16 protein-coding genes are annotated in these 18,539 nt (G+C 46.3%); 8 read left to right on the top strand and 8 right to left on the bottom strand.

What is annotated here, in order from left to right:
• Window positions 1-190: 190 nt before the first annotated feature.
• The 3 genes from QUA44_RS04605 (at window position 191) to QUA44_RS04595 (ending at window position 4,533) form a co-directional block, all read left to right on the top strand.
• A complete protein-coding gene (locus QUA44_RS04605) occupies window positions 191-454 on the top strand; it encodes a hypothetical protein (protein ID WP_333248725.1) in 264 nt (87 codons plus the stop codon).
• Window positions 455-623: 169 nt separating this feature from the next.
• Window positions 624-2,837: an ATP-binding protein gene (locus QUA44_RS04600; protein WP_333248727.1), complete on the top strand. Its 2,214-nt coding sequence runs from the start codon at window positions 624-626 to the stop codon at window positions 2,835-2,837.
• Between the two features lie 223 nt (window positions 2,838-3,060).
• Window positions 3,061-4,533 carry a response regulator gene (locus QUA44_RS04595; RefSeq protein WP_333248730.1) on the top strand — a complete coding sequence of 491 codons (1,473 nt, stop codon included), beginning with the start codon at window positions 3,061-3,063 and terminating at the stop codon, window positions 4,531-4,533.
• A 141-nt stretch (window positions 4,534-4,674) separates the two neighbouring features.
• On the opposite strand, the gene hisG is transcribed toward QUA44_RS04595, so the two are convergent.
• On the bottom strand, window positions 4,675-5,319 hold the full coding sequence (gene hisG / locus QUA44_RS04590; protein ID WP_006633153.1) for an ATP phosphoribosyltransferase: 645 nt from the start codon (window positions 5,317-5,319) through the stop codon (window positions 4,675-4,677).
• Window positions 5,320-5,502: 183 nt separating this feature from the next.
• On the opposite strand from hisG, the gene QUA44_RS04585 reads away from it, so the two are divergent.
• From QUA44_RS04585 to rppA, 3 genes are all read left to right on the top strand, one after another.
• Window positions 5,503-5,766 (top strand): hypothetical protein, encoded by a 264-nt coding sequence (locus QUA44_RS04585; RefSeq protein WP_333248732.1) that lies wholly within the window; start codon window positions 5,503-5,505, stop codon window positions 5,764-5,766.
• Between the two features lie 137 nt (window positions 5,767-5,903).
• Window positions 5,904-6,554, top strand: a complete 651-nt coding sequence (locus QUA44_RS04580; RefSeq protein ID WP_333248734.1) for a glutathione S-transferase family protein — start codon at window positions 5,904-5,906, stop codon at window positions 6,552-6,554.
• Window positions 6,555-6,613: 59 nt separating this feature from the next.
• On the top strand, window positions 6,614-7,300 hold the full coding sequence (rppA, locus tag QUA44_RS04575) for a two-component system response regulator RppA (protein WP_333248737.1): 687 nt from the start codon (window positions 6,614-6,616) through the stop codon (window positions 7,298-7,300).
• 121 nt (window positions 7,301-7,421) lie between these two features.
• Here the strand turns inward: rppA and QUA44_RS04570 are convergent, their stop codons facing one another.
• The 4 genes from QUA44_RS04570 to tmk form a co-directional block, all read right to left on the bottom strand.
• Window positions 7,422-8,258: a metallophosphoesterase gene (locus QUA44_RS04570; RefSeq protein WP_333248739.1), complete on the bottom strand. Its 837-nt coding sequence runs from the start codon at window positions 8,256-8,258 to the stop codon at window positions 7,422-7,424.
• Between the two features lie 707 nt (window positions 8,259-8,965).
• Window positions 8,966-9,439 carry a peptide-methionine (S)-S-oxide reductase MsrA gene (gene msrA, locus QUA44_RS04565; protein ID WP_333248924.1) on the bottom strand — a complete coding sequence of 158 codons (474 nt, stop codon included), beginning with the start codon at window positions 9,437-9,439 and terminating at the stop codon, window positions 8,966-8,968.
• Between the two features lie 39 nt (window positions 9,440-9,478).
• Entirely contained in the window at window positions 9,479-10,441 is a 963-nt protein-coding gene (locus QUA44_RS04560) for a DNA polymerase III subunit delta' (protein ID WP_333248741.1), read from the bottom strand.
• Between the two features lie 345 nt (window positions 10,442-10,786).
• Window positions 10,787-11,464: a dTMP kinase gene (tmk, locus tag QUA44_RS04555; protein ID WP_333248743.1), complete on the bottom strand. Its 678-nt coding sequence runs from the start codon at window positions 11,462-11,464 to the stop codon at window positions 10,787-10,789.
• Window positions 11,465-11,569: 105 nt separating this feature from the next.
• Here tmk and QUA44_RS04550 point away from each other — a divergent pair, with 105 nt between their 5' ends.
• Entirely contained in the window at window positions 11,570-11,917 is a 348-nt protein-coding gene (locus tag QUA44_RS04550; protein WP_190659999.1) for a hypothetical protein, read from the top strand.
• Window positions 11,918-12,118: 201 nt separating this feature from the next.
• Here QUA44_RS04550 and QUA44_RS04545 read toward each other — a convergent pair whose 3' ends face one another.
• The gene (locus QUA44_RS04545; RefSeq protein ID WP_333248746.1) at window positions 12,119-14,752 is read right to left on the bottom strand and encodes a heavy metal translocating P-type ATPase; all 2,634 of its coding nucleotides are present in this window, start codon (window positions 14,750-14,752) and stop codon (window positions 12,119-12,121) included.
• Between the two features lie 301 nt (window positions 14,753-15,053).
• Between QUA44_RS04545 and QUA44_RS04540 the strand changes: the two genes are divergently transcribed.
• A complete protein-coding gene (locus QUA44_RS04540) occupies window positions 15,054-15,260 on the top strand; it encodes a DDE transposase family protein (RefSeq protein WP_333248749.1) in 207 nt (68 codons plus the stop codon).
• 134 nt (window positions 15,261-15,394) lie between these two features.
• Here QUA44_RS04540 and ctpC read toward each other — a convergent pair whose 3' ends face one another.
• Complete coding sequence (gene ctpC, locus QUA44_RS04535) at window positions 15,395-16,750, bottom strand: carboxyl-terminal processing protease CtpC (protein WP_333248751.1); 1,356 nt, start codon at window positions 16,748-16,750, stop codon at window positions 15,395-15,397.
• Between the two features lie 414 nt (window positions 16,751-17,164).
• Window positions 17,165-18,388: a (E)-4-hydroxy-3-methylbut-2-enyl-diphosphate synthase gene (ispG, locus tag QUA44_RS04530; RefSeq protein ID WP_333248754.1), complete on the bottom strand. Its 1,224-nt coding sequence runs from the start codon at window positions 18,386-18,388 to the stop codon at window positions 17,165-17,167.
• Between the last annotated feature and the right edge of the window lie 151 nt (window positions 18,389-18,539).

The raw sequence follows: 18,539 nt of genomic DNA, 5'->3' as shown, positions 1-18,539 counted from the left end.
GCCACCCAAAACGAGAGCACTTCCTTCGCGTGCTTATGGCGCACCTTACCCCTGTTTTATTGAATGCAATATTTGCTTGACCAGTTAATCGAAATAACCAAGTTATTGCTAATACAGTTTAAGGGTAAGGTCTTAACAGTTGACAGTTGACAGTTGACAGCTTGCCCTGAGCTTGTCGAAGGGTTGACAGATGAGTGCGAAGTTTTTAGGCAGGGGATTTAAGCCCCTGCCTAAAAACAATCCACCTAAAGGTGGGGGATTAAATCCCCTGTGCTTTGGTTATTGCATTTTGAAATATGCTCTTTTATTATCACAAAAATTAGTTTTTATTATAGGTCAATTGAACACAGGGTTGGGCACAATAGTTTCAAGTCAGATGCCATCAACTTCGACAGCATTGTTATTGAAAAATTCTGCTTCTGTCATAATGCTTTCCATCCTTATTGCCTCATGATTAAGCAGTGTAGCCGATGCAGTTCAAAGGTTGCTCCGATCGCCCTCCGAAACCAGCAAGTGTCTCAGATCACAAGGCAGATAGATCGCTCTCACTGCCCAAAAACTTAAAATTATGTAACATTAAGTAAAGAGTTATCAAACAACTCTTGCCATATCCCTAGAAAGTTATGACAACAAAACTAAGAGCTACAGACACAGAAAAAATGGAGAGAGACTGGCAGCAGTTGAGGGCAGACCAAGAACTGATTCTCAATCAAGTAGACAATGCGATCGCTCTGTTCGACTCGTCTGACTGCTTAGTTTTGTTTAACAAAAAATTGGCCGGAATCTGGGAACTGTCCCCAGAATGGCTGGAAACAAAGCCGAAGTGCCACTTGCTGTTTGCGGAAATTGTCGATCGGGGTTACTTGTCCGTTCAGCAGTGGCAACAGTTTCAGCAAGCACTGGAAAAATCTCAGGATGAAAGTTTATCATTTTATTTCGAGCAATCCAATGGGGTTTGTTTGGAGGTGTGCGCCACAATTACCAACAGCGGCGGACGGCTGTTTACCTTTCGAGACGTTACGGTATACAAAAACTCCCAAGCTAGCTTGAACGCAGAAGTCCGGCGGCTGACATTTCTGTTAGGTTTAACGGAACGGCTGCAAAACTCTGACAGTTTGCAAGAAATAGGTCAGTTTGCCCTCACCTATCTTGTAGAGGCAATGAATGCAGCTTTCGGAGACGTGAAAGTGATTAGTGGCAAGGGAAATGACCGGCAAGCGACGGCGATTTACAACCAAGTTTCTACTCAATTTCTGGCTAGTTACGGGGAACCAGTCGCCGCAGGAATGCAAGAATTGCTCGACAAAGGTATTCCCTACGGCACCGGTTTGCTGTGGGAAGTGGTGGCAACGGGTCAAGCTTTGTTTGTCGAGGATTATGCCCAACATCCCAATGCCGTGCCGGAATTTCGCCATCCGGGAATCGGACAACTGGGCATTTTTCCGATCGCATCTACCGACGGCACGATTATCGGAGTCCTGACGCTGGAGTCCCGCAACGTCAAAAAACTGCAAGCCTCCGTCCACCAAGAAGTGCTCTCGGCTGCTTGTCGGACACTGGGGGCGGCGATCGAGCGGGCTCAGACACAAGAAAACCTGCGCCAAGTTAACGAACAATTAGAGTATTCTTCTCAGTTAAAATCGGAGTTTTTGGCCTCCATGTCCCACGAATTGCGGACGCCTCTCAACAGCATTCTCGGCTTTTCTGACTTGCTGCTGCGGCAAACAGCCGGACAGTTGAGCGATCGACAAATCAACTATGTAGAATTGATCGAAAAAAGCGGCCAGCACTTGTTGCAGCTAATCAACGATATTCTCGATCTTTCTAAAATTGAAGCGGGGAAAATAGAACTAAACTTACAGCCTGTTCGCGTTCAAGAACTCGCGACAGACTGTCTGAAGATGATGCAGCCACGGGCAGAAAAAAAGCGGATAGCTTTATCTTTAGAACTCGACTATCGCATTACTAAAGTTTGGCTCGACGAACGGCGAGTGCGACAAATTGTGATTAATTTACTTTCCAATGCCATCAAATTTACCCCCGAACAGGGACAAGTTAAACTCAGCGGGCGTCTAGTCTACGGCAGTGAAATAAACGGCGACTACCGGCCGGATTGTTCTCCTATAAATGCCAGCACTCCTTATTTTTGTTTTGAGGTACAAGACTCCGGCATCGGCATTCCTCAAGACCGCTGGCACTTGCTATTTCGACCTTTTCAACAGGTGGATTCTTCCCTGACTCGGCGGCATGAAGGTACAGGTTTGGGTTTGGCTTTAACTAAGCGTCTGGCAGAATTGCACGGGGGAACTGTTTCTTTTCAATCGGTTTGCGATCGGGGAAGTCTTTTCCGCGTTTTGCTGCCGTTGACGGAGATGCGTCAACAGTTGGGAAACTTTGCTTCTTGTGCTTTGGATACCAAGTTAGTTCCTGCTTCTGCGATCGCATTACCACTTGGCAGCAAGCGAATTTTGGTTGTCGAAGACCAGCCTTTTAACCAAATGTTAATTTCGGAGGTGATGGAATTGGAGGGGTTCGGGGTAGAGATTCTCGCGGATGGGAAGGCGATGGTCGATCGTATCCTTGCTGCCTCTACTGCGCCGGAGTTGCTGCCGGATTTGATTTTGATGGACATTCAATTGCCGGATGTTGACGGCTTTGAGTTGATGCGGCGAGTTAAGGCAGATCCTGTATGGGATTCGATACCGATGATTGCGGTGACGGCGATGGCGATGGCTGGCGATCGCGATCGATGTTTGGAAGCTGGCGCTTCGGCTTATTTGAGCAAGCCGCTGGATCTGAATTTGGCGATCGCTACTATCCGTTCTTTTCTCAGCTAACAATAATTATTTGCAGTTCCAGCACTGCCATTGATTACAGGTTATAACCAGAAAGGTTAAACTCAATAGTAGATAAATATCTATAGGACTTGCGTACACTTGCCTCCGAAACCCGGTTCCTAAGAAAAATATCGAATTTAATAACCAGAAATACACGAATCAACCAGGTTTCGAGCATCTACACGCGCCAGTCCACAGCTAAATTCAATATATATCATATTCCATGTCAAACAAGTCGCCCTGCATCATGTTGGTTGATGACGAGCCAGCTAATCTGATTTTACTGGAAGAGTTATTGCACCTGAATGGATACGCCACAGTATCGGCGCCATCTGGCGATGAAGCGCTCTCCCTCGCCCGCGCCTCTCGACCCGATTTAATTTTATTAGATATTATGATGCCGGATATGGACGGTTTTGATGTGTGCGATATCCTGCGGAAGGATACGGCATTGCAAACTGTACCAGTGATTTTTTTAACTGCCCTCGCTGACGATATGTCTCGCATCAAAGGGTTAGAAATGATGGCCGATGATTATTTAACAAAGCCTTTTAACAGTCGTTTGTTGCTGGCAAAAGTGGAAAATATTTTGCAGTTGAGTCAAATGCGATCGCAAGCTGTAACTTCCCAATTCCACCAGCAGGTAAAAGAGCAAAGCAAACGCCAAATCGCCGCAGCTTGGGAAGCCAACGAATATCTTTCAGAAAAATTTCAGCTATTTGTGCCAGAGCAACTTCTCGGACGAATTGCGCCACAGGGAATAGAATCTATTCAGTTGGGCAATGTCACACAAGAAGAGTTGACTATTTTGTTTTGCGACATTCGCGGGTTTACTACGATCGCAGAATCTCAAGCCGCACGCGAAACCTTTGAATGGTTAAACGCTTTTTTTACTAAAATGAACGAGTGCATAACGTCTCACGCCGGGTTTATTGATAAATACCTAGGCGATGCAATCATGGCAGTATTTGACAAGCCGAATTCTCACGCTATGGATGCGATCGAAGCCGCAGTAGCAATGCAAGAAACTTTGCAAGAATTTAATGCCAGTCGCCACCAATACAATTTAGAATCTCCAGTCAATATTGGTACGGGAATTAACACAGGTATCGGCATGATCGGCACTTTGGGTTCCGATCGCCGCATGGACTCTACAGTCATCGGCGATGTGGTAAATACAGCTTCTCGGTTAGAAAATTTAACTAAAATATACGGCTGCCAAATTATTGTTAGCGAAAATGCCATTGTTCATGCGAGAGAATTTCTAAATGGCATAAGTTCCAACTCCCACTCAAAAGAAAGTCTATTATTAAAGTGCGACTTGGAAGTGGACACACAGGAGAGTATTATTTCTACTTCTGGGGCGACTGCTGCTGACTCCCCTTTGCCCAGCAACAATTATTACTATCGCTGGATCGATCGAGTAATCCCCCGCGGCAAGCAGCAAGCTATTGAAATCTACGAAATCTGGGCTGCCTCCAGTCCCGACTCTGAAGCAAAGCAGCTTACCCAGGTTTTATTTGACAAAGGAATTCAAGGATGGCAATCCGAAAGATTTGTCGCCGCCTTGGGATATTTTCAGCAACTAATCGAACAAAACCCTGCCGATACAGTCGTCAGTTTTTATATAAACCGTTGCCAGGAAAAACTAGGTTTTCTACCTGCAAATACCAGCTCAGAAAGATTTAACTTTTAGGGCGGGCTAGAAGCCCACCCCACAATAGTTTAGATCTCTTAAAAAAGTCGCTAACTATCGTGCATTGTATCTGCGTTGCGTCTGTGCTTTCCCTATGAATGAAAGATTTATCCAATAAGTCTACTCTAATTGGAGTTAGCATCAAACAGTCGTCAAAACTTGCTCTCTCAACTTCCCGATCAACTCATTAACCCCCCCCGTATTCAAACGGTAACTCAGAGGATGACCGATTAAATAAGCTGAACTTTCAAACAAAACATCAATTTCCACCAAACCATTTTCTCGCAAAGTTTTGCCAGTCGAAACCAAATCCACAATGGCCTCCGACATACCCGTAATCGGCCCTAACTCCACAGAACCGTAAAGTGGCACAATTTCCACCGGCAAATTCAAATTGTGAAAATATTCCCTTGCACAGTGTACGAACTTAGAAGCAACTCTACCGTGAGGAGGCAAATCCACAGTTCGTCGATAAGAACTAGATTCCTTCACCGCCACCGACAGCCGACATTTCCCAAATTTTAAATCAATTAAATTGGCCACTTTCGGCTTTTTTTCCCGCAAAACATCATAGCCAGCAATCCCCAAATCTGCTTGACCGTATTCCACATAAACAGGTACATCATGCGTCCTTACTAGCAAAGCTTTGGCAGTGCCTGTCGGGTCATAAATTTGAAGTTGTCGGTTAGAGGAATCGAGAAAAGCACTGAAGTCTAATCCAACCGATTTAAACAGCCGAATACTATCTCCTAACAATCCGCCTTTGGGAAGTGCAACAGTAATCATGTCAATTCTTAGAGGGTAAATTTCTTAATTGGGGAAGGTGGCAATCGCGGTACAAGCAGAAACAGCTTTTACCAAACTCAGAATAACACATAGAGTTCATAACGAAAAATAAATTTCGGGTAGTGCTCGATCCTTTGTTTGGGTATATATTATATTTAGTCAGTTTTTTCAAGGGCGGTCAGTATGGAAAACAATCAAGAGTTTGAGAGTCAAGAATTTGACGGAGAATTTCACAGTGTAGACCCGGATTCCCTGAAAATTACAGTAGATGAAATCCTCTCAGGCCGTGGTGTAGAGGCCGAGGAAATGGATTATACAGTAGCCGTACCTACCGCTAACGATGTCAAACTCGACCGACACAGATCATTCAATGCCAAATCAGGTGTGTTCGATCAAGCCCCCCGATCGCCGTTTGCAGAAAAACGCGGAACGCTGGGAGGCTGTTAATGTAAAATGCTTGCAGAGGCTGGTGCTGAGAACTGGGCGATCCTCTTCGAGGATCGTCATTCAGTCTCACGTCTTTGTGTATTCAAATCTAAAACTTAAAATTGCACGGGCGATTGCAAATAGCTAACAGCTACATTATGACCAAATTGACTCTGGTAATCGGCAACAAAAATTATTCCTCTTGGTCGCTGCGCGCTTGGCTGGCGATGAAACAAGCTGGACTGGAATTTGCCGAGGTGAGAATCGCCTTAGACTGGCCTACAACGCATGAAGAAATTCGGCGCTATTCTCCCTCGGGAAAAGTGCCAGTTTTAATCGACGGCGACTTGAAAGTGTGGGAATCTTTAGCAATTTGCGAATACGTTGCCGATCGCTTTGCAAATGATTTGTGGCCGACAGATGTAGCGGAACGGGCGATCGCCCGTTCCATCTGCGCCGAAATACACGCGGGGTTCCAAAATTTGCGCCAAAATATGCCGATGGACTGCCGCAACCGCTATCCGGGAGAAGGGATGACTCCCGGTGTAGAAGCAGAGATCGATCGCATCTTTAGCATTTGGCGCGAATGCCGTCAAAAATTCGGAACAGGCGGCAATATGTTGTTCGGAAAATTCACAGTTGTTGATGCTATGTTTGCCCCAGTTGTGATGCGTTTGGTCACCTACGGAGTCAAATTAGATTCAGTAGCAAAAGCTTATGCGGATGCGATTTTTGCCTTGCCTGCAATCCAGGAATGGGTAGCAGCAGCTTGCAGCGAATCGGAAAGTATTGCCCACTTGAAAATTTAGCACAAATCAGTTTACTTAACTTGAGATCTCAAATTTCAAGTCTCAAATATGAAATCAGGATGCGGATTCTTTTAGTTGATGATGAAGTTGAATTGACTGACCCTTTGAGTCGAGTTTTAACCCGCGAAGGTTATATCGTTGATGTGGCATTCGATGGAGAAAGTGGCAGCAATTTAGCCATGCAGGGCAATTACGATTTGCTAATTTTGGATTGGATGCTGCCGACACAAACCGGACTAGCAATTTGCCAGAAGTTGCGATCGCAAGGACGGAGTACGCCAGTGCTATTTCTCACCGCCAAAGATACCGTAGACGATCGCGTACAAGGACTCGACGCCGGTGCAGACGACTATTTAGTCAAACCTTTTGAACTGCGAGAACTGCTAGCCAGAGTCCGCGCATTACTGCGGCGGCCTCCTACTTTTGATGCCGAGGTTGCTGTCGGGCGGCTGCAAGTTGCAGATTTACAGCTAGACTACGACAATCAATTAGCTTATCGGGGCGATCGCACAATTGATTTATCAGAAAAAGAATGTCAGTTATTAGAATACTTAATGCGCCATCCCGGTCAATTGCTAACACACGAACAAATCCACCAGTATTTGTGGAGTGAAGCAGAAAAACCCAGCAGCAATGTATTAGCAGCTCAAATTCGCCTGCTGCGCCGCAAAATAGAAGCACCGGGCGAATCTGTGCTAATTCACACAGTCTACGGCAGAGGCTATCGCTTTGGAGAAGCCAGCTAATAATAATAGAAATTGTACCCAATTCCTTTTTTTTACCCACTCGCGAAGCCGAAGCTCCTTCTTGCTTCTGCCCTCTGCTATATTATCTATTATCGGGAAAGTATGCACCCTAAACCAGCCTTTACGTATCTTGACAAACCAAAGTAATTACTGTCACCTCCGGGGGACAAAATAGCCTTCCCGGCGAATAAGTTCCCAAACCCCGATTCACGTACAGCAAATTACTCCCCACCTGATGCAAACCGCTAGCCCATTCCCAGTGAGTAACTACTCGATCGCCAGCCGACAGAAAAGGAATCAACTTTCGGATTGGTTGAGGAATCAAATAGCCAATTTTTCTGACCCAAGCGTACAAAGGCCCGATACCGGGAATAACAATTTGGCCGCCGTGAGTATGCCCAGACAACTGCAAATCAATCCGCCAATTTTGCAGCTTTTCAGCAGTATCAGGATTGTGAGACAATACAATCCGAGGAATCGCGGGATTTATTGATGCCATTACAGGTTGAGGCGCAAAATCGCCCGACCAAAAATCTGCCAACCCAACTAAAGCCAATTCTGACCCCAAGGGATAGATTGCTTCGTTGTACAAAACCCGAATCCCAACGCTATTTAAAGCATTAGCAACCTCTTTTTTTGCCCCCGGCCAATAGTGGTCGTGATTGCCCAAAACCGCGTAAATTCCTACTCGACTTTGCAAGTTTTTCAATCGCTGCACTAAGCCGTAAATAGGTGCGGGATCGTAGGTAATAAAGTCACCAGTTAAAAAAATCATGTCTGGTTCGGCTTCATTTGCCGCCGCAATCGCCTCTTCTAGCAACCATTCCGACAGCCGAACCCCGTCATAGTGAAAGTCAGTAAGCTGTACAATTTTAGTAGCGGATAAATTTGCTGGAAGATTAGCGATCGGTATTGTTAAATACTCTATTCGCAGTTTCCCAGTTAATAACCTGTGCATAAATCTAAGGTTTATTGATGACAGAGCGCCACCTCTAGCTTAGCAAATAAACAGGCAAGACTGCAAAAGTAGATATTCTTCCCTTTTCCTCCTGTCATCTGACTAATGACTAATAATTGCTGACTAATGACTACAATTATAGATGCAAAAACTGGGATTACGTCAATAGAATTTAAACATAAATTCCCGATCTTCATTTAGGATTGATTGCAAAATTGTTTGGGTTTTACGTCCCCAACTACTACAGCATTTTTATAATATTATGACTTGCGTAACAATCTGTTTAAAACGCTATCAATCCTCCTCAGACTGCGATTACCAAAAAAAATTGGTTTAAAGCCGGAACCCATAAGCGGGAGAAATTAAAAGAAGACTATTCATTACTCCAATCCTCTTCCTTCCAGGTAGAGGTCGCTATCTTGCGGTCAACTGTCAACTGTCAACTGTCAACTGAACCGCCCCGCATCTATATTCTTTTAGCGTCAAAGCTGAAATTTGTCTCGCATCCCCATCGCATAGGCTTACCACGGGGGGGGATTGCTCCTACCAAACACTATCTCATCACTAATGATTTATTACTGAGTAGGTGGAAATAAACATGGCTTGGGGGAGACCGGGTTTTGCATTAATAATAAACTGTGGCTAGTATATATTATTGCCTTAGCCGCCCCTAATATCTTTTATTTTTGGTCGCGTCTGCCTACTTGTTAACTAATAACTTTTGACGAATCTCGCTTCTTCTCAATATATTGCTGGTGGTAATCCTCTGCTATATAAAATTCAGCAGCAGGTTTGATTTCGGTGGCAATATCTTTGTCGTATTTACCGGAAATTTGCAATTTTTGTTTGGATGCGCGAGCGGCTTTTTCTTGTTCCCAATTGTGATAAAAAATCACAGACCTGTACTGTTCGCCTCTGTCGGGGCCTTGGCGATTGATTTGGGTTGGATCGTGACAGTTCCAGAATACATCTAGCAGTGCTTCGTAACTCACCTGCGATCGATCGTACTCCAAGAGCACAGATTCAGCGTGACCAGTGACTCTGGCGCAAACATCCAGGTAGCAGGGATTCGGCCAGTGACCTCCTGTGTAGCCCGCAGCAGTCGAGACGACACCCGCAACGGCGCGAAACTTGTGTTCCACTCCCCAAAAACAACCGGCGGCAAATGTGGCTTTTTCCATTGTGTTATTCATCGTATTGGGATAAAACTTGGCACTAAATTATGCTTGACATATTCCCATTAGTGTGCATTCCCAAACTAATCGCGGTTGTACGTAGTTTAGCAAATATTGTCGTGCTTTTTCCAAGGGTTCTAAGGGCGATCGGCTAATTCCCCCTGCCAAAAATTGCTGCCAGTAACAGTGTTGTAAATAATCGATTAACCACAACTGAGATTCAGTATCTAAAGTTTTATCAATTTCCTTGGCCAATTCCAAAGCAGACAGCAGATTTTGAGGCAACTGCTTCACCTTTTGCAGCAAATCATCGGGTATTGATTGCAGTTGCTGCCAAATAGCAATTGCCTCCCCAGGACTGCCCTGAGCCATCCCCAGTACCTCGGAATGATCCAAAATATCCGCGAATCCCGCTTGCTGTAAAACTTGTGCCATTGCTTCGGGATTCAGCCGAGAAAATTGGATTTTTTGACAACGGGAAATCAAAGTTGGTAGCAAATTTTCCACTGTCGGAGCAATTAAAATTAGCGCTGCTTTTCCCGGTTCTTCCAATGTCTTCAATAAGCCGTTAGCGGCTCCCTCACCCATTGTTTCTGCTTGTTCCAAAACTACGATAGAACGCGCCGCTTCTAGTGGCGGTCGGCTGAGAAAATTACCAATTTCTCGAACTTGTTCTAAACGAATTTGTGGTGGTGCTTTCCGCTTTAAACCGGCTTCCTCTGCTTCCTTTGGTGTAAGCCGTTTGCCTTGGTTCATATAAGTTGGTTCTACCCAAAGTAAGTCTGGATGATTGCGCTGCTGCACGCGATTTTGTACAGAGGCTATGAGTCTGGTTTCGGGAAGATTGGCTGAGAATAAAAGCTCGATGAAACACTGAGCAGCTAAACTTTTGCCGATGCCGTTAGAGCCGACGAATAAATAACCAGGAGCAATTCGGTTTTGCTCGACTGCTTGTGTTAGCAATTCTACTGGTCGCTCTTGTCCGATTAATGATGTGAAATAATCCATGTGACAGTTGACAGTTGATAGTTGACAGTTGATAGTTGACAGTTGACAGTTGATAGTTGACAGTTGACAGTTGATAGTTGACAGTTGACAGTTGATAGTTGACAGTTGACAGTTGACAGCTTGCCCGAAGAGCGCAGTCGAAGGGTTGATAGTTGACAGTATTCAGTTGACAGAAGGAAGTTATTGTAGGGTGCGTCAGGGGCGCTGAATGTAATGACTACCTATTCAAGAATTTTGCCCTGATCACTACCCTATGGTGAGTTATTTACAACGAAGAAACCGGGTTTTTCCTCGAAGTTGAGGATTTTTAGCAAATATTTCGTAAAAAACCCGGTTTCTGGCTATCTATGTAAGCTTATTTTCAGAATTGGTATTATTTAAATATCCCCAAGCTTCTAACCTACGAGTTACAATAGTTTGAATTTCCTGAGCGACTTCATATTCAGGCCGATCGCCATTTATGCGGACAATTCGAGATTTATTTGACTCGGCTAACTCCGCAAAACCTTGCTGCACAAGGTGGTGAAACTTCAAATCAGCTTGCTCGATCCGATCGCGCTCTCCCCTAGCCTTTACCCTCGCCAAACCCGCCTCCACATTAATATCCAGCCACAAAGTCAGATCGCTTTCCAAGCCGCCGGTGGCAATGTCATTCAACTGCTTAATTAAATTTAAGTTAAGACCGCGGCCGTAGCCCTGATAAGCGATCGTAGAATCAGTAAAGCGATCGCATAAAACAATCGTTCCCTTCGATAACTCGGGTTTGAGAAAAGTTTCGACGTGTTGAGCGCGATCGGCAGCATACATGAGTAATTCTGCTCGATCGGATACAGATTCGCCCCCATCTTGTTTCAGCAACAAATGTCGCAGTCCCCTTCCCAACTCAGTACCCCCCGGTTCGCGAGTAGCCACCAAGCGGACTGTCAAAAAGTAACTTGCTTGCAGGAACTGTATCAAGCGCTGCATTTGCGTAGTTTTACCCGCACCTTCTACCCCCTCAAATACGATAAGTTTGCCCTTCATTGCCCTAACTTTCCATCTAAATAAAATAAATCCATATTGTTCTGTTCATCTGTTCTAGGTTCGGTATGATAATAAAGTCTAAATGCCTCACGGCTGGAGTTTTTTATGGCTCGCTATACTGGTTTTTTTATCGTTGCCGTTCCGATCGACCGTCTCCGTCAATCCCTGATTGAAATTTTAGAGTCATGCAATCTTGATATTATCTACAATACAGGAGATTCCGTCATGGCTCGCGAGCTTCCAGGTCAAGTTTCGATTGCTAAACTTGTCACTGCAGAAGTCCTAATTGAGAAAAACACGGCCAGCGACTCAGAGGTTCGCATGAACTTCGTGATTAAAAACGAGGAACTACCGCTGCAAACCAATAACCACTGCCGTCAAATGTTCGAGCTAGTGAGTCGTTCAATTATGAACAACAATAACTGGCGACTCTTGGAAAGTATGGCACTCTAGCGATCGATCAGTCGATTTTAGATTGTAGATTTTAGATTGACTCTCGCATTGAATCAGGATCTTCTAACTAACGTCGAAACTTATGGGCTATCGACTCCTGGTGTGAGTGAGGGGCTGGTATCCGTATTGGGATGAGGTCATCTATCATTAGTTTCTCGCTAATGATAGATGACCTCCGACTTTTATCTGCAATCCCTAAATTTAAGCTCGAAATCCCCGGCGCAAAAACAAAGAATTTGTAACCACGCTAACAGAACTAAACGCCATAAATGCTCCGGCCGCCGCAGGACTGAGTAGAATTCCGGTTGCAGGCAGCAAGATACCCGCTGCAACCGGAATTCCCAGAGTATTGTAAGCAAAAGCCCAGAATAAATTTTGGCGAATCTTATTAAAAGTAGCGCGCCCCAGCTCGATCGACTCAACAACATCCATCAAAGCATTTCGCATCAACACAATTTGAGCCGTCTCAACCGCGACATCAGTGCCACAGTGCAAACCGATACCGACATCAGCTTGAGCCAAAGCCGGCGCATCATTGATACCATCTCCCACCACAGCCACTTTACAACCTTGCGCTTGCAAACTGGCGATCGTCCTCGCCTTCCCATCCGGGCGCACTTCGGCAAAAACGTCAGCCGTCGCCAAACCTAGCTGCTGCGCCGTCGCCGCCGCCGCAGACGCCGTATCCCCCGTCAGCATCATCACCCGCAATCCCATACCCCGCAAACGTTCCACCGCCGCCTTAGCATCCGGTCTCAGAGTATCTTTTAGCCCGATTACCCCCAGCAAAACGCCCCCAGAAGCCACGTAAACCGCCGTTTTGCCTTTGCAAGACCCCGACAATTCCGCAGCCACAGCGACCCCCTGCTGGCTCATCCACTCAGCATTCCCCGCGAACACCCGGCGGCCTTCCACCAAAGCAGAAACCCCGAATCCCGGTTCCGTGTAGAAATCTTCAGCAGCCAGCAGTGGCAAACCTTGCTGTTGCGCTTCCAGCAAAATCGCTGCGGCGATGGGATGACACGCGCCCCTTTCCACCGCCGCCGCAATTTGCAGCAGTTTTGAGTCAACCCTGCCAGAAACTCCATCAATTGTGGAACAAACATCTTGTTTGTCTCCAGAAACTCCATCAATTGTGGAACAGGCATCTTGCCTGCTGCCAGAAACTCCATCAATTGTGGAACAGGCATCTTGCCTGTTGCCAGAAACATCATCAATTGTGGAACAGGCATCTTGCCTGTTGCCAACATTAATATCCGAGTTCAAATCCAACTCAGAATTCTGGAAAATCGGCAAATAATCTGTGAGTGTGAGATTTCCGGTTGTCAGAGTGCCAGTCTTGTCAAAAACCACCGTATCTAATTGATGCACCCGTTCTAAAACATCACCACCGCGAATTAAAAGGCCGCGCTCCGCCCCGATGCCAGAACCCACTAAAATTGCAGTTGGGGTAGCCAGTCCTAAAGCGCAAGGACAAGCAATAACTAAAACTGCGATCGCCAATTTCAAACTTAACAGCAAAGGCGATTGATAATGAATAATTGGCAATTCATTTCCCATATTCATTGCCTCGTGTCCCATATTCATTGCCCCGTGTCCTAAAAGCACAGAAGGCCAAATATGAGTGCCGGCAAAATACCAAAATAGGAAAGTTAAAACCGATATCGCCATTACCCCATACACAAAATATCCCGCGACAGTATCAGCTAAATTTTGAATCGGCGCTTTGCGAGTTTGGGCTGCCTGCACCAAAGCCACCATTTGAGCTACAGTTGTTTCCTTACCGGTGCGAGTTGCGCGCATCACAACTGCCCCGGATTTATTGATAGTTCCCGCCGCCACTGTATCTCCTGGTTGCTTCAAAACCGGCATTGATTCGCCAGTCAGCATCGACTCATCTATCGTTGTTTTGCCTTCGCAGACTTCACCGTCTACTGGTATTTTTTCCCCGGGCAAAACTTGCAGCCATTCTCCGACTCGGACGCGATCGGCGGGAATTTCAATATATTGTGGATCGTAGACCTCTGATGTCGAGTTTAAAGGCAATTCTTGCGATCGCAAATCTAAACTCGGGAGTTTAAAATCAACTAAGCGGGCTTTCGCCGGTTGCAATGCGATTAAAGCTTGCAAAGCTGATGCAGCGCGCCGTCTGGCTTGCTGTTCCAGAGTTTTGCCCAACAAAATAAAGCCCAGCAGCATCACCGGTTCATCAAAAAAGCACTCCCATCCCATCCGTGGGAACAGCAGCGCCGCATTGCTAGCGGTGTAAGCTGTAACAGCGCCTAAAGCTACCAAAGTATTCATGTTGGGTGCATTTCGCCACAAACTGCGGCACCCGTCAACGATAATCGGGCGGCCCGGTACCAGCAAAGCTAGGGTGGCGAGTCCCCAGTGAAACCAAATATTGCTGAGAATTGGGGCTTTTGTGCCGAGTACGTGACCTAAACCGGATAGAATAATTAGGATCAGGGCGATCGTCAATTGCTTGATTTGCTGTCGAATTTCTTGCTGTCGCCGTTCAATTGTTGCCGCTTCTGCTTCCCGCTGATTTTCACCTGAACGAGACTGAGAGGGAAATCCATTATCAGTCAACTTTTTTGCTAAAGCCTCTGCATCGACAGCCCCCGGTTCACACTCAACCGTCGCGACTTCTACGGCCAAGTTAACGCAAGCTGAAATTACGCCTGAATACTGCATGAGTTGGCGTTCCACAGCTTTCGCGCAGCCGGCACATTTCATCCCCCCCACATCGAAAGTAACAAGTTCTGGCGGTGATTCTTTAACTGGTAGGATTTCTGGTTGAATTTCAGGGATTGTTTTGGGCAAAAATTGCATGGTTTTTTTTGGTATTGATTAGAATATTTCGGTGCTTGTGAAATGGTTTAATGCACTGTTTAGACAAATGTCTATATTTTTATCATAGATAAATATTGTGGCATCTTCCGAAAGTGTTAGTTTTTTTTAATTCTTATTAGTGGCAGGCAGTTAAATCCGCAGCCCGACAGGGGTTTCAGCCACTACTAAAATGCGAGTTTAACGCTAAGACACGTCTTGGACACGGCAGTGCCGTTTCCCTATTTGATATAATGAGCCAATTGCCTAGTTAGTATCCAGCTTTTATTTGACGAATTTAGCTATGACAGAAACACCCAAATTTTATATTGTCAAACGTCCTGCTGGTAATTGCGAAATTTTGCCGTTGGCGGAGCCCTCGCAGACGATCGCCCAACTCGAAGAACAAAACCCCAGTATTATTGAAAAGTGGGGCCCTTACGATTCGCCCGAAGATGCCATCGCCCGCCGCATCGGATTAATTCGCGCCGGCAAATGCCAGCCCCAATGAGGGATTGCGAAAGCTAAGGTGACTCGCAATGACGGATAGCAAAAAATAGCGAAGCATTCGAGTTTAAAATCTTGGCTTTTAGCCGTAAATCTTTCCCCGAATGCTTTTTTTAACTGAAACCCAACACCGGTTTTCTACTTAGATTTAGCCGGTGCCGGACTCGGTTTTGCCTGCGCCGCAGTCGGCTTAGGTGGCGCAGCATTCGGTTTCGACTCCGCCTTATCGTTCCCTGTTTTACCAGTAACTTGCTTTGTCAAAACTTCCATAGCTTTCGCGTACTGCGGATCGGCTGTGGTAGCAATTTTATCGCGATCGCGCCTCAATTCCTGTTTTTGAGCGTCGGTGAGTTCTACCTTAAAATCCGGTTCAATCCCGGCGTGGTTGATATCAGTGCCGTTGGGAGTAAAATACTTGGCAATTGTCACCGCCAAACCGGCACCATTTCCCACGCCGCGTACTGACTGAACTAAACCTTTACCAAATGTCTTTGTTCCCACCAAAACCGCGCGCTTGTTGTCTTGCAAAGCACCGGATAGAATCTCGCTAGCACTTGCTGAACCGCCGTCTACCAGTACAACTAACGGTTTGTCTGTGAGCTCTGCCTTATTTGCAGTTTGTTTATCGGCCTCACCGACTCGATCGACTGTCGAGACGATCGTACCTTCTTTGAGCCACATCCGAGCAATTTCAATACTTCCGTACAGCAACCCACCGGGATTGGAACGCAAGTCTAAAATATAGCCCGTTACCTTTTTCTGTTCCAAATCCTTAATTGCCGATCGCATTTCCGATGCAGCATTGGCACTGAACTGATTTAAGCGAATATAGCCGACTTCTCCGATCGGGCTTTTCTGCACTGACTGTCGCACCGGATGAATTTCAATTTTAGCGCGTTTTAGCTTAAAATCTATTTCCTTTTTGTCCCGCAAAATAGTCAGAGTCACCTCACTATTTACCGGGCCGCGAATCAAAGTTACCGCTTGATTCGTATCCATACCTTCAGTGGTTTTGCCGTCAATCTTAGTAATGATATCTTTTGCCAGAATACCGGCGGTAAAAGCAGGGGTATCTTCGATCGGCGAAATCACCACCAACTTCTTAGTTTCCTCATCTTGAGTCAACTGAATCCCAACTCCTGTCAGTTCCCCAGAAGTGTCAACCTGCATATTTCTGAACTCTTGAGGGTCCATAAACCGCGTATAAGGATCGTCCAGCTTCTTCAGCATTTCCCGAATTGCTTTGTAAGCTTCGTCGTCGCTGGTATAAGTCCGGTTCAAATATTCATTCCGCACCGCTTTCCAGTCAACCTGGTTAAAAGTGCCATCCACATAACTTTTGTCAATAATTTGCCAAACTTCATCAACTAACTCTTTAGGGCTTCCCCTAAAAGAAGCCAGAGATTTAGAACTGCAACCAGTGTTTGCAAGAGTTACGGCAGTGAGTACCACCGCTGCTGCACTTAGAACAAGCCCTCGTTTTGTTATAACCATTTGTGTGACGCGCGGGAGGAAAAGAGTTCAGAATAATCACGCCCAATCTAACACAGGCAAGGCTTGGTCGGATTTTGGATACATATTTATTCAACTTTGCCGAGTTTTGTTCCCGAAGCCGAGGCTGCCGCGCCTGAATGCGGACGCGGGTGTAGGAAGTTGATTTGCGAATGCCTAAATCCTTTGTATATCTGCTGCACAAGTCTCGATCCCCCTAAATCTCCCTTAAGAAGGGGGACTTTGAGAAGACTTTCTTGTCCCCCCTCTTCTTAAAGGGGGCTAGGGGGACTTCGATCGCTCTTGTCCCCCCCTTCTTAAGGGGGGCTAGGGGGGATCTGGCCTCAGATAGAAGCGAGATTTTTCAAAAGTTGCAGTCTCTGTGTTGACACCAATCCCATCGTGCCCGCCCCAAACCTATTCAGGTTCAAACCAGCGATCGTCCGACTTAATCAAATCAATCAATTCTGCCACACCTTCAGACTCAGGAACCTTCTTAATCTCATCCCGGCCGCGGTACAGAGAAATATAACCCGGTTGCTTCCCAACATAGCCATAATCAGCATCAGCCATTTCTCCAGGCCCATTGACAATACAGCCCATAACTGCAATATCCAAACCAGTGAGATGCTTCGTCGCCTCTCTCACTTGATGCAAGACTTCCTCTAAATTAAACAAAGTCCGGCCGCAGGAAGGACAAGCGACATACTCAACCATCGTTTTCCGCAATCCCAAGGCTTGCAGAATGCTGTAGCAAACGGGAATTTCCTTTTCTGGGGCCTCTGTCAGCGAGACGCGGATAGTGTCGCCGATGCCGTCAGCCAACAGCGGGGCGATGCCAGCCGTGGATTTAATGCGGCCGTATTCGCCATCGCCAGCTTCCGTGACACCCAAATGCAGCGGGTAATCCATGCCCAGTTCGTCCATCCGGTGCGCCATCAAGCGGTAAGCAGCCACCATCACGGGCGCGCGGGAGGCTTTCAGGGAAATCACGATGTTGCGGAAGTCGAGGGATTCGCAAATTCTGATAAATTCCAGGGCGGATTCTACCATGCCTTCGGGGGTGTCGCCGTAGGTAAACAGCATCCGTTCGGCGAGGGAACCGTGATTAACTCCGATTCGCAAAGCTTTACCTTGATCGCGCAGGGAAATCACCAGAGGTTCTAGGGTTTCGCGGATTTTTTCGCCAATTTCCGCGAATTCCGCGTCAGTGTATTCGCTTCTGTCGGCTTTCGGCTTCTCGAACACGTAAAGTCCGGGATTGATTCTCACTTTGTCTACGTGTTTGGCGACTTCCAGGGCAATTTTCATCCCGTTGTGGTGGACATCAGCAACCAGGGGCACGGCTTGGTAGGTTGCTTGCAATTTTTGCTTGATTTCGGCTAATGCTTTGGCGTGGGCCATGCTGGGCACGGTAACGCGGACGATTTCGCAGCCAATCTCGTGCAAGCGCCGAATTCCTGCGACTGAACCGTCGATGTCGAGAGTGTCTTCGTTAATCATCGATTGTACGACGACTGGGTTGCCTCCGCCGATGGTGATGCTGCCGACTTTGACGGGACGGGTTTTGCGGCGTTTGATGCTGGTGTCGAAAATCGGCTGAGGGTTGGGGGTTTTAGTTGGATTCGGCAGAGTTTGCATAGTTGATTGGTAGAGTTTTGTTACGAAGGTCTATAAAATTGTGTCTGCTGTTTTTTAGGTTGCCACAGAAAGGGTCTGTTTGGGTAATGAGGTTTTGGGATTTAGGATTCTTAATGAGATTGCTGCGAATTTGTCGATCGAATTATGTCGG

It is taken from the genome of Microcoleus sp. N9_A2 (assembly GCF_036701775.1).
GTDB lineage: Bacteria > Cyanobacteriota > Cyanobacteriia > Cyanobacteriales > Microcoleaceae > Microcoleus.
Note: the sequence above shows the minus strand (reverse complement) of the source record. Positions and strands in the feature narration are given on the sequence as shown.

Excerpts from the sequence above, each read along its gene's own strand:
- QUA44_RS04570 (WP_333248739.1), bottom strand. The coding sequence starts at position 8,258 with ATGCACAGGTTATTAACTGGGAAACTGCGAATAGAGTATTTAACAATA.
- QUA44_RS04550 (WP_190659999.1), top strand. The coding sequence starts at position 11,570 with ATGGCTCGCTATACTGGTTTTTTTATCGTTGCCGTTCCGATCGACCGT.
- QUA44_RS04605 (WP_333248725.1), top strand. The coding sequence starts at position 191 with ATGAGTGCGAAGTTTTTAGGCAGGGGATTTAAGCCCCTGCCTAAAAAC.
- QUA44_RS04580 (WP_333248734.1), top strand. The coding sequence starts at position 5,904 with ATGACCAAATTGACTCTGGTAATCGGCAACAAAAATTATTCCTCTTGG.
- tmk (WP_333248743.1), bottom strand. The coding sequence starts at position 11,464 with ATGAAGGGCAAACTTATCGTATTTGAGGGGGTAGAAGGTGCGGGTAAA.
- QUA44_RS04545 (WP_333248746.1), bottom strand. The coding sequence starts at position 14,752 with ATGCAATTTTTGCCCAAAACAATCCCTGAAATTCAACCAGAAATCCTA.
- ctpC (WP_333248751.1), bottom strand. The coding sequence starts at position 16,750 with ATGGTTATAACAAAACGAGGGCTTGTTCTAAGTGCAGCAGCGGTGGTA.
- QUA44_RS04600 (WP_333248727.1), top strand. The coding sequence starts at position 624 with ATGACAACAAAACTAAGAGCTACAGACACAGAAAAAATGGAGAGAGAC.
- QUA44_RS04585 (WP_333248732.1), top strand. The coding sequence starts at position 5,503 with ATGGAAAACAATCAAGAGTTTGAGAGTCAAGAATTTGACGGAGAATTT.
- QUA44_RS04560 (WP_333248741.1), bottom strand. The coding sequence starts at position 10,441 with ATGGATTATTTCACATCATTAATCGGACAAGAGCGACCAGTAGAATTG.
- QUA44_RS04540 (WP_333248749.1), top strand. The coding sequence starts at position 15,054 with ATGACAGAAACACCCAAATTTTATATTGTCAAACGTCCTGCTGGTAAT.
- hisG (WP_006633153.1), bottom strand. The coding sequence starts at position 5,319 with ATGATTACTGTTGCACTTCCCAAAGGCGGATTGTTAGGAGATAGTATT.
- QUA44_RS04595 (WP_333248730.1), top strand. The coding sequence starts at position 3,061 with ATGTCAAACAAGTCGCCCTGCATCATGTTGGTTGATGACGAGCCAGCT.
- rppA (WP_333248737.1), top strand. The coding sequence starts at position 6,614 with ATGCGGATTCTTTTAGTTGATGATGAAGTTGAATTGACTGACCCTTTG.
- msrA (WP_333248924.1), bottom strand. The coding sequence starts at position 9,439 with ATGGAAAAAGCCACATTTGCCGCCGGTTGTTTTTGGGGAGTGGAACAC.
- ispG (WP_333248754.1), bottom strand. The coding sequence starts at position 18,388 with ATGCAAACTCTGCCGAATCCAACTAAAACCCCCAACCCTCAGCCGATT.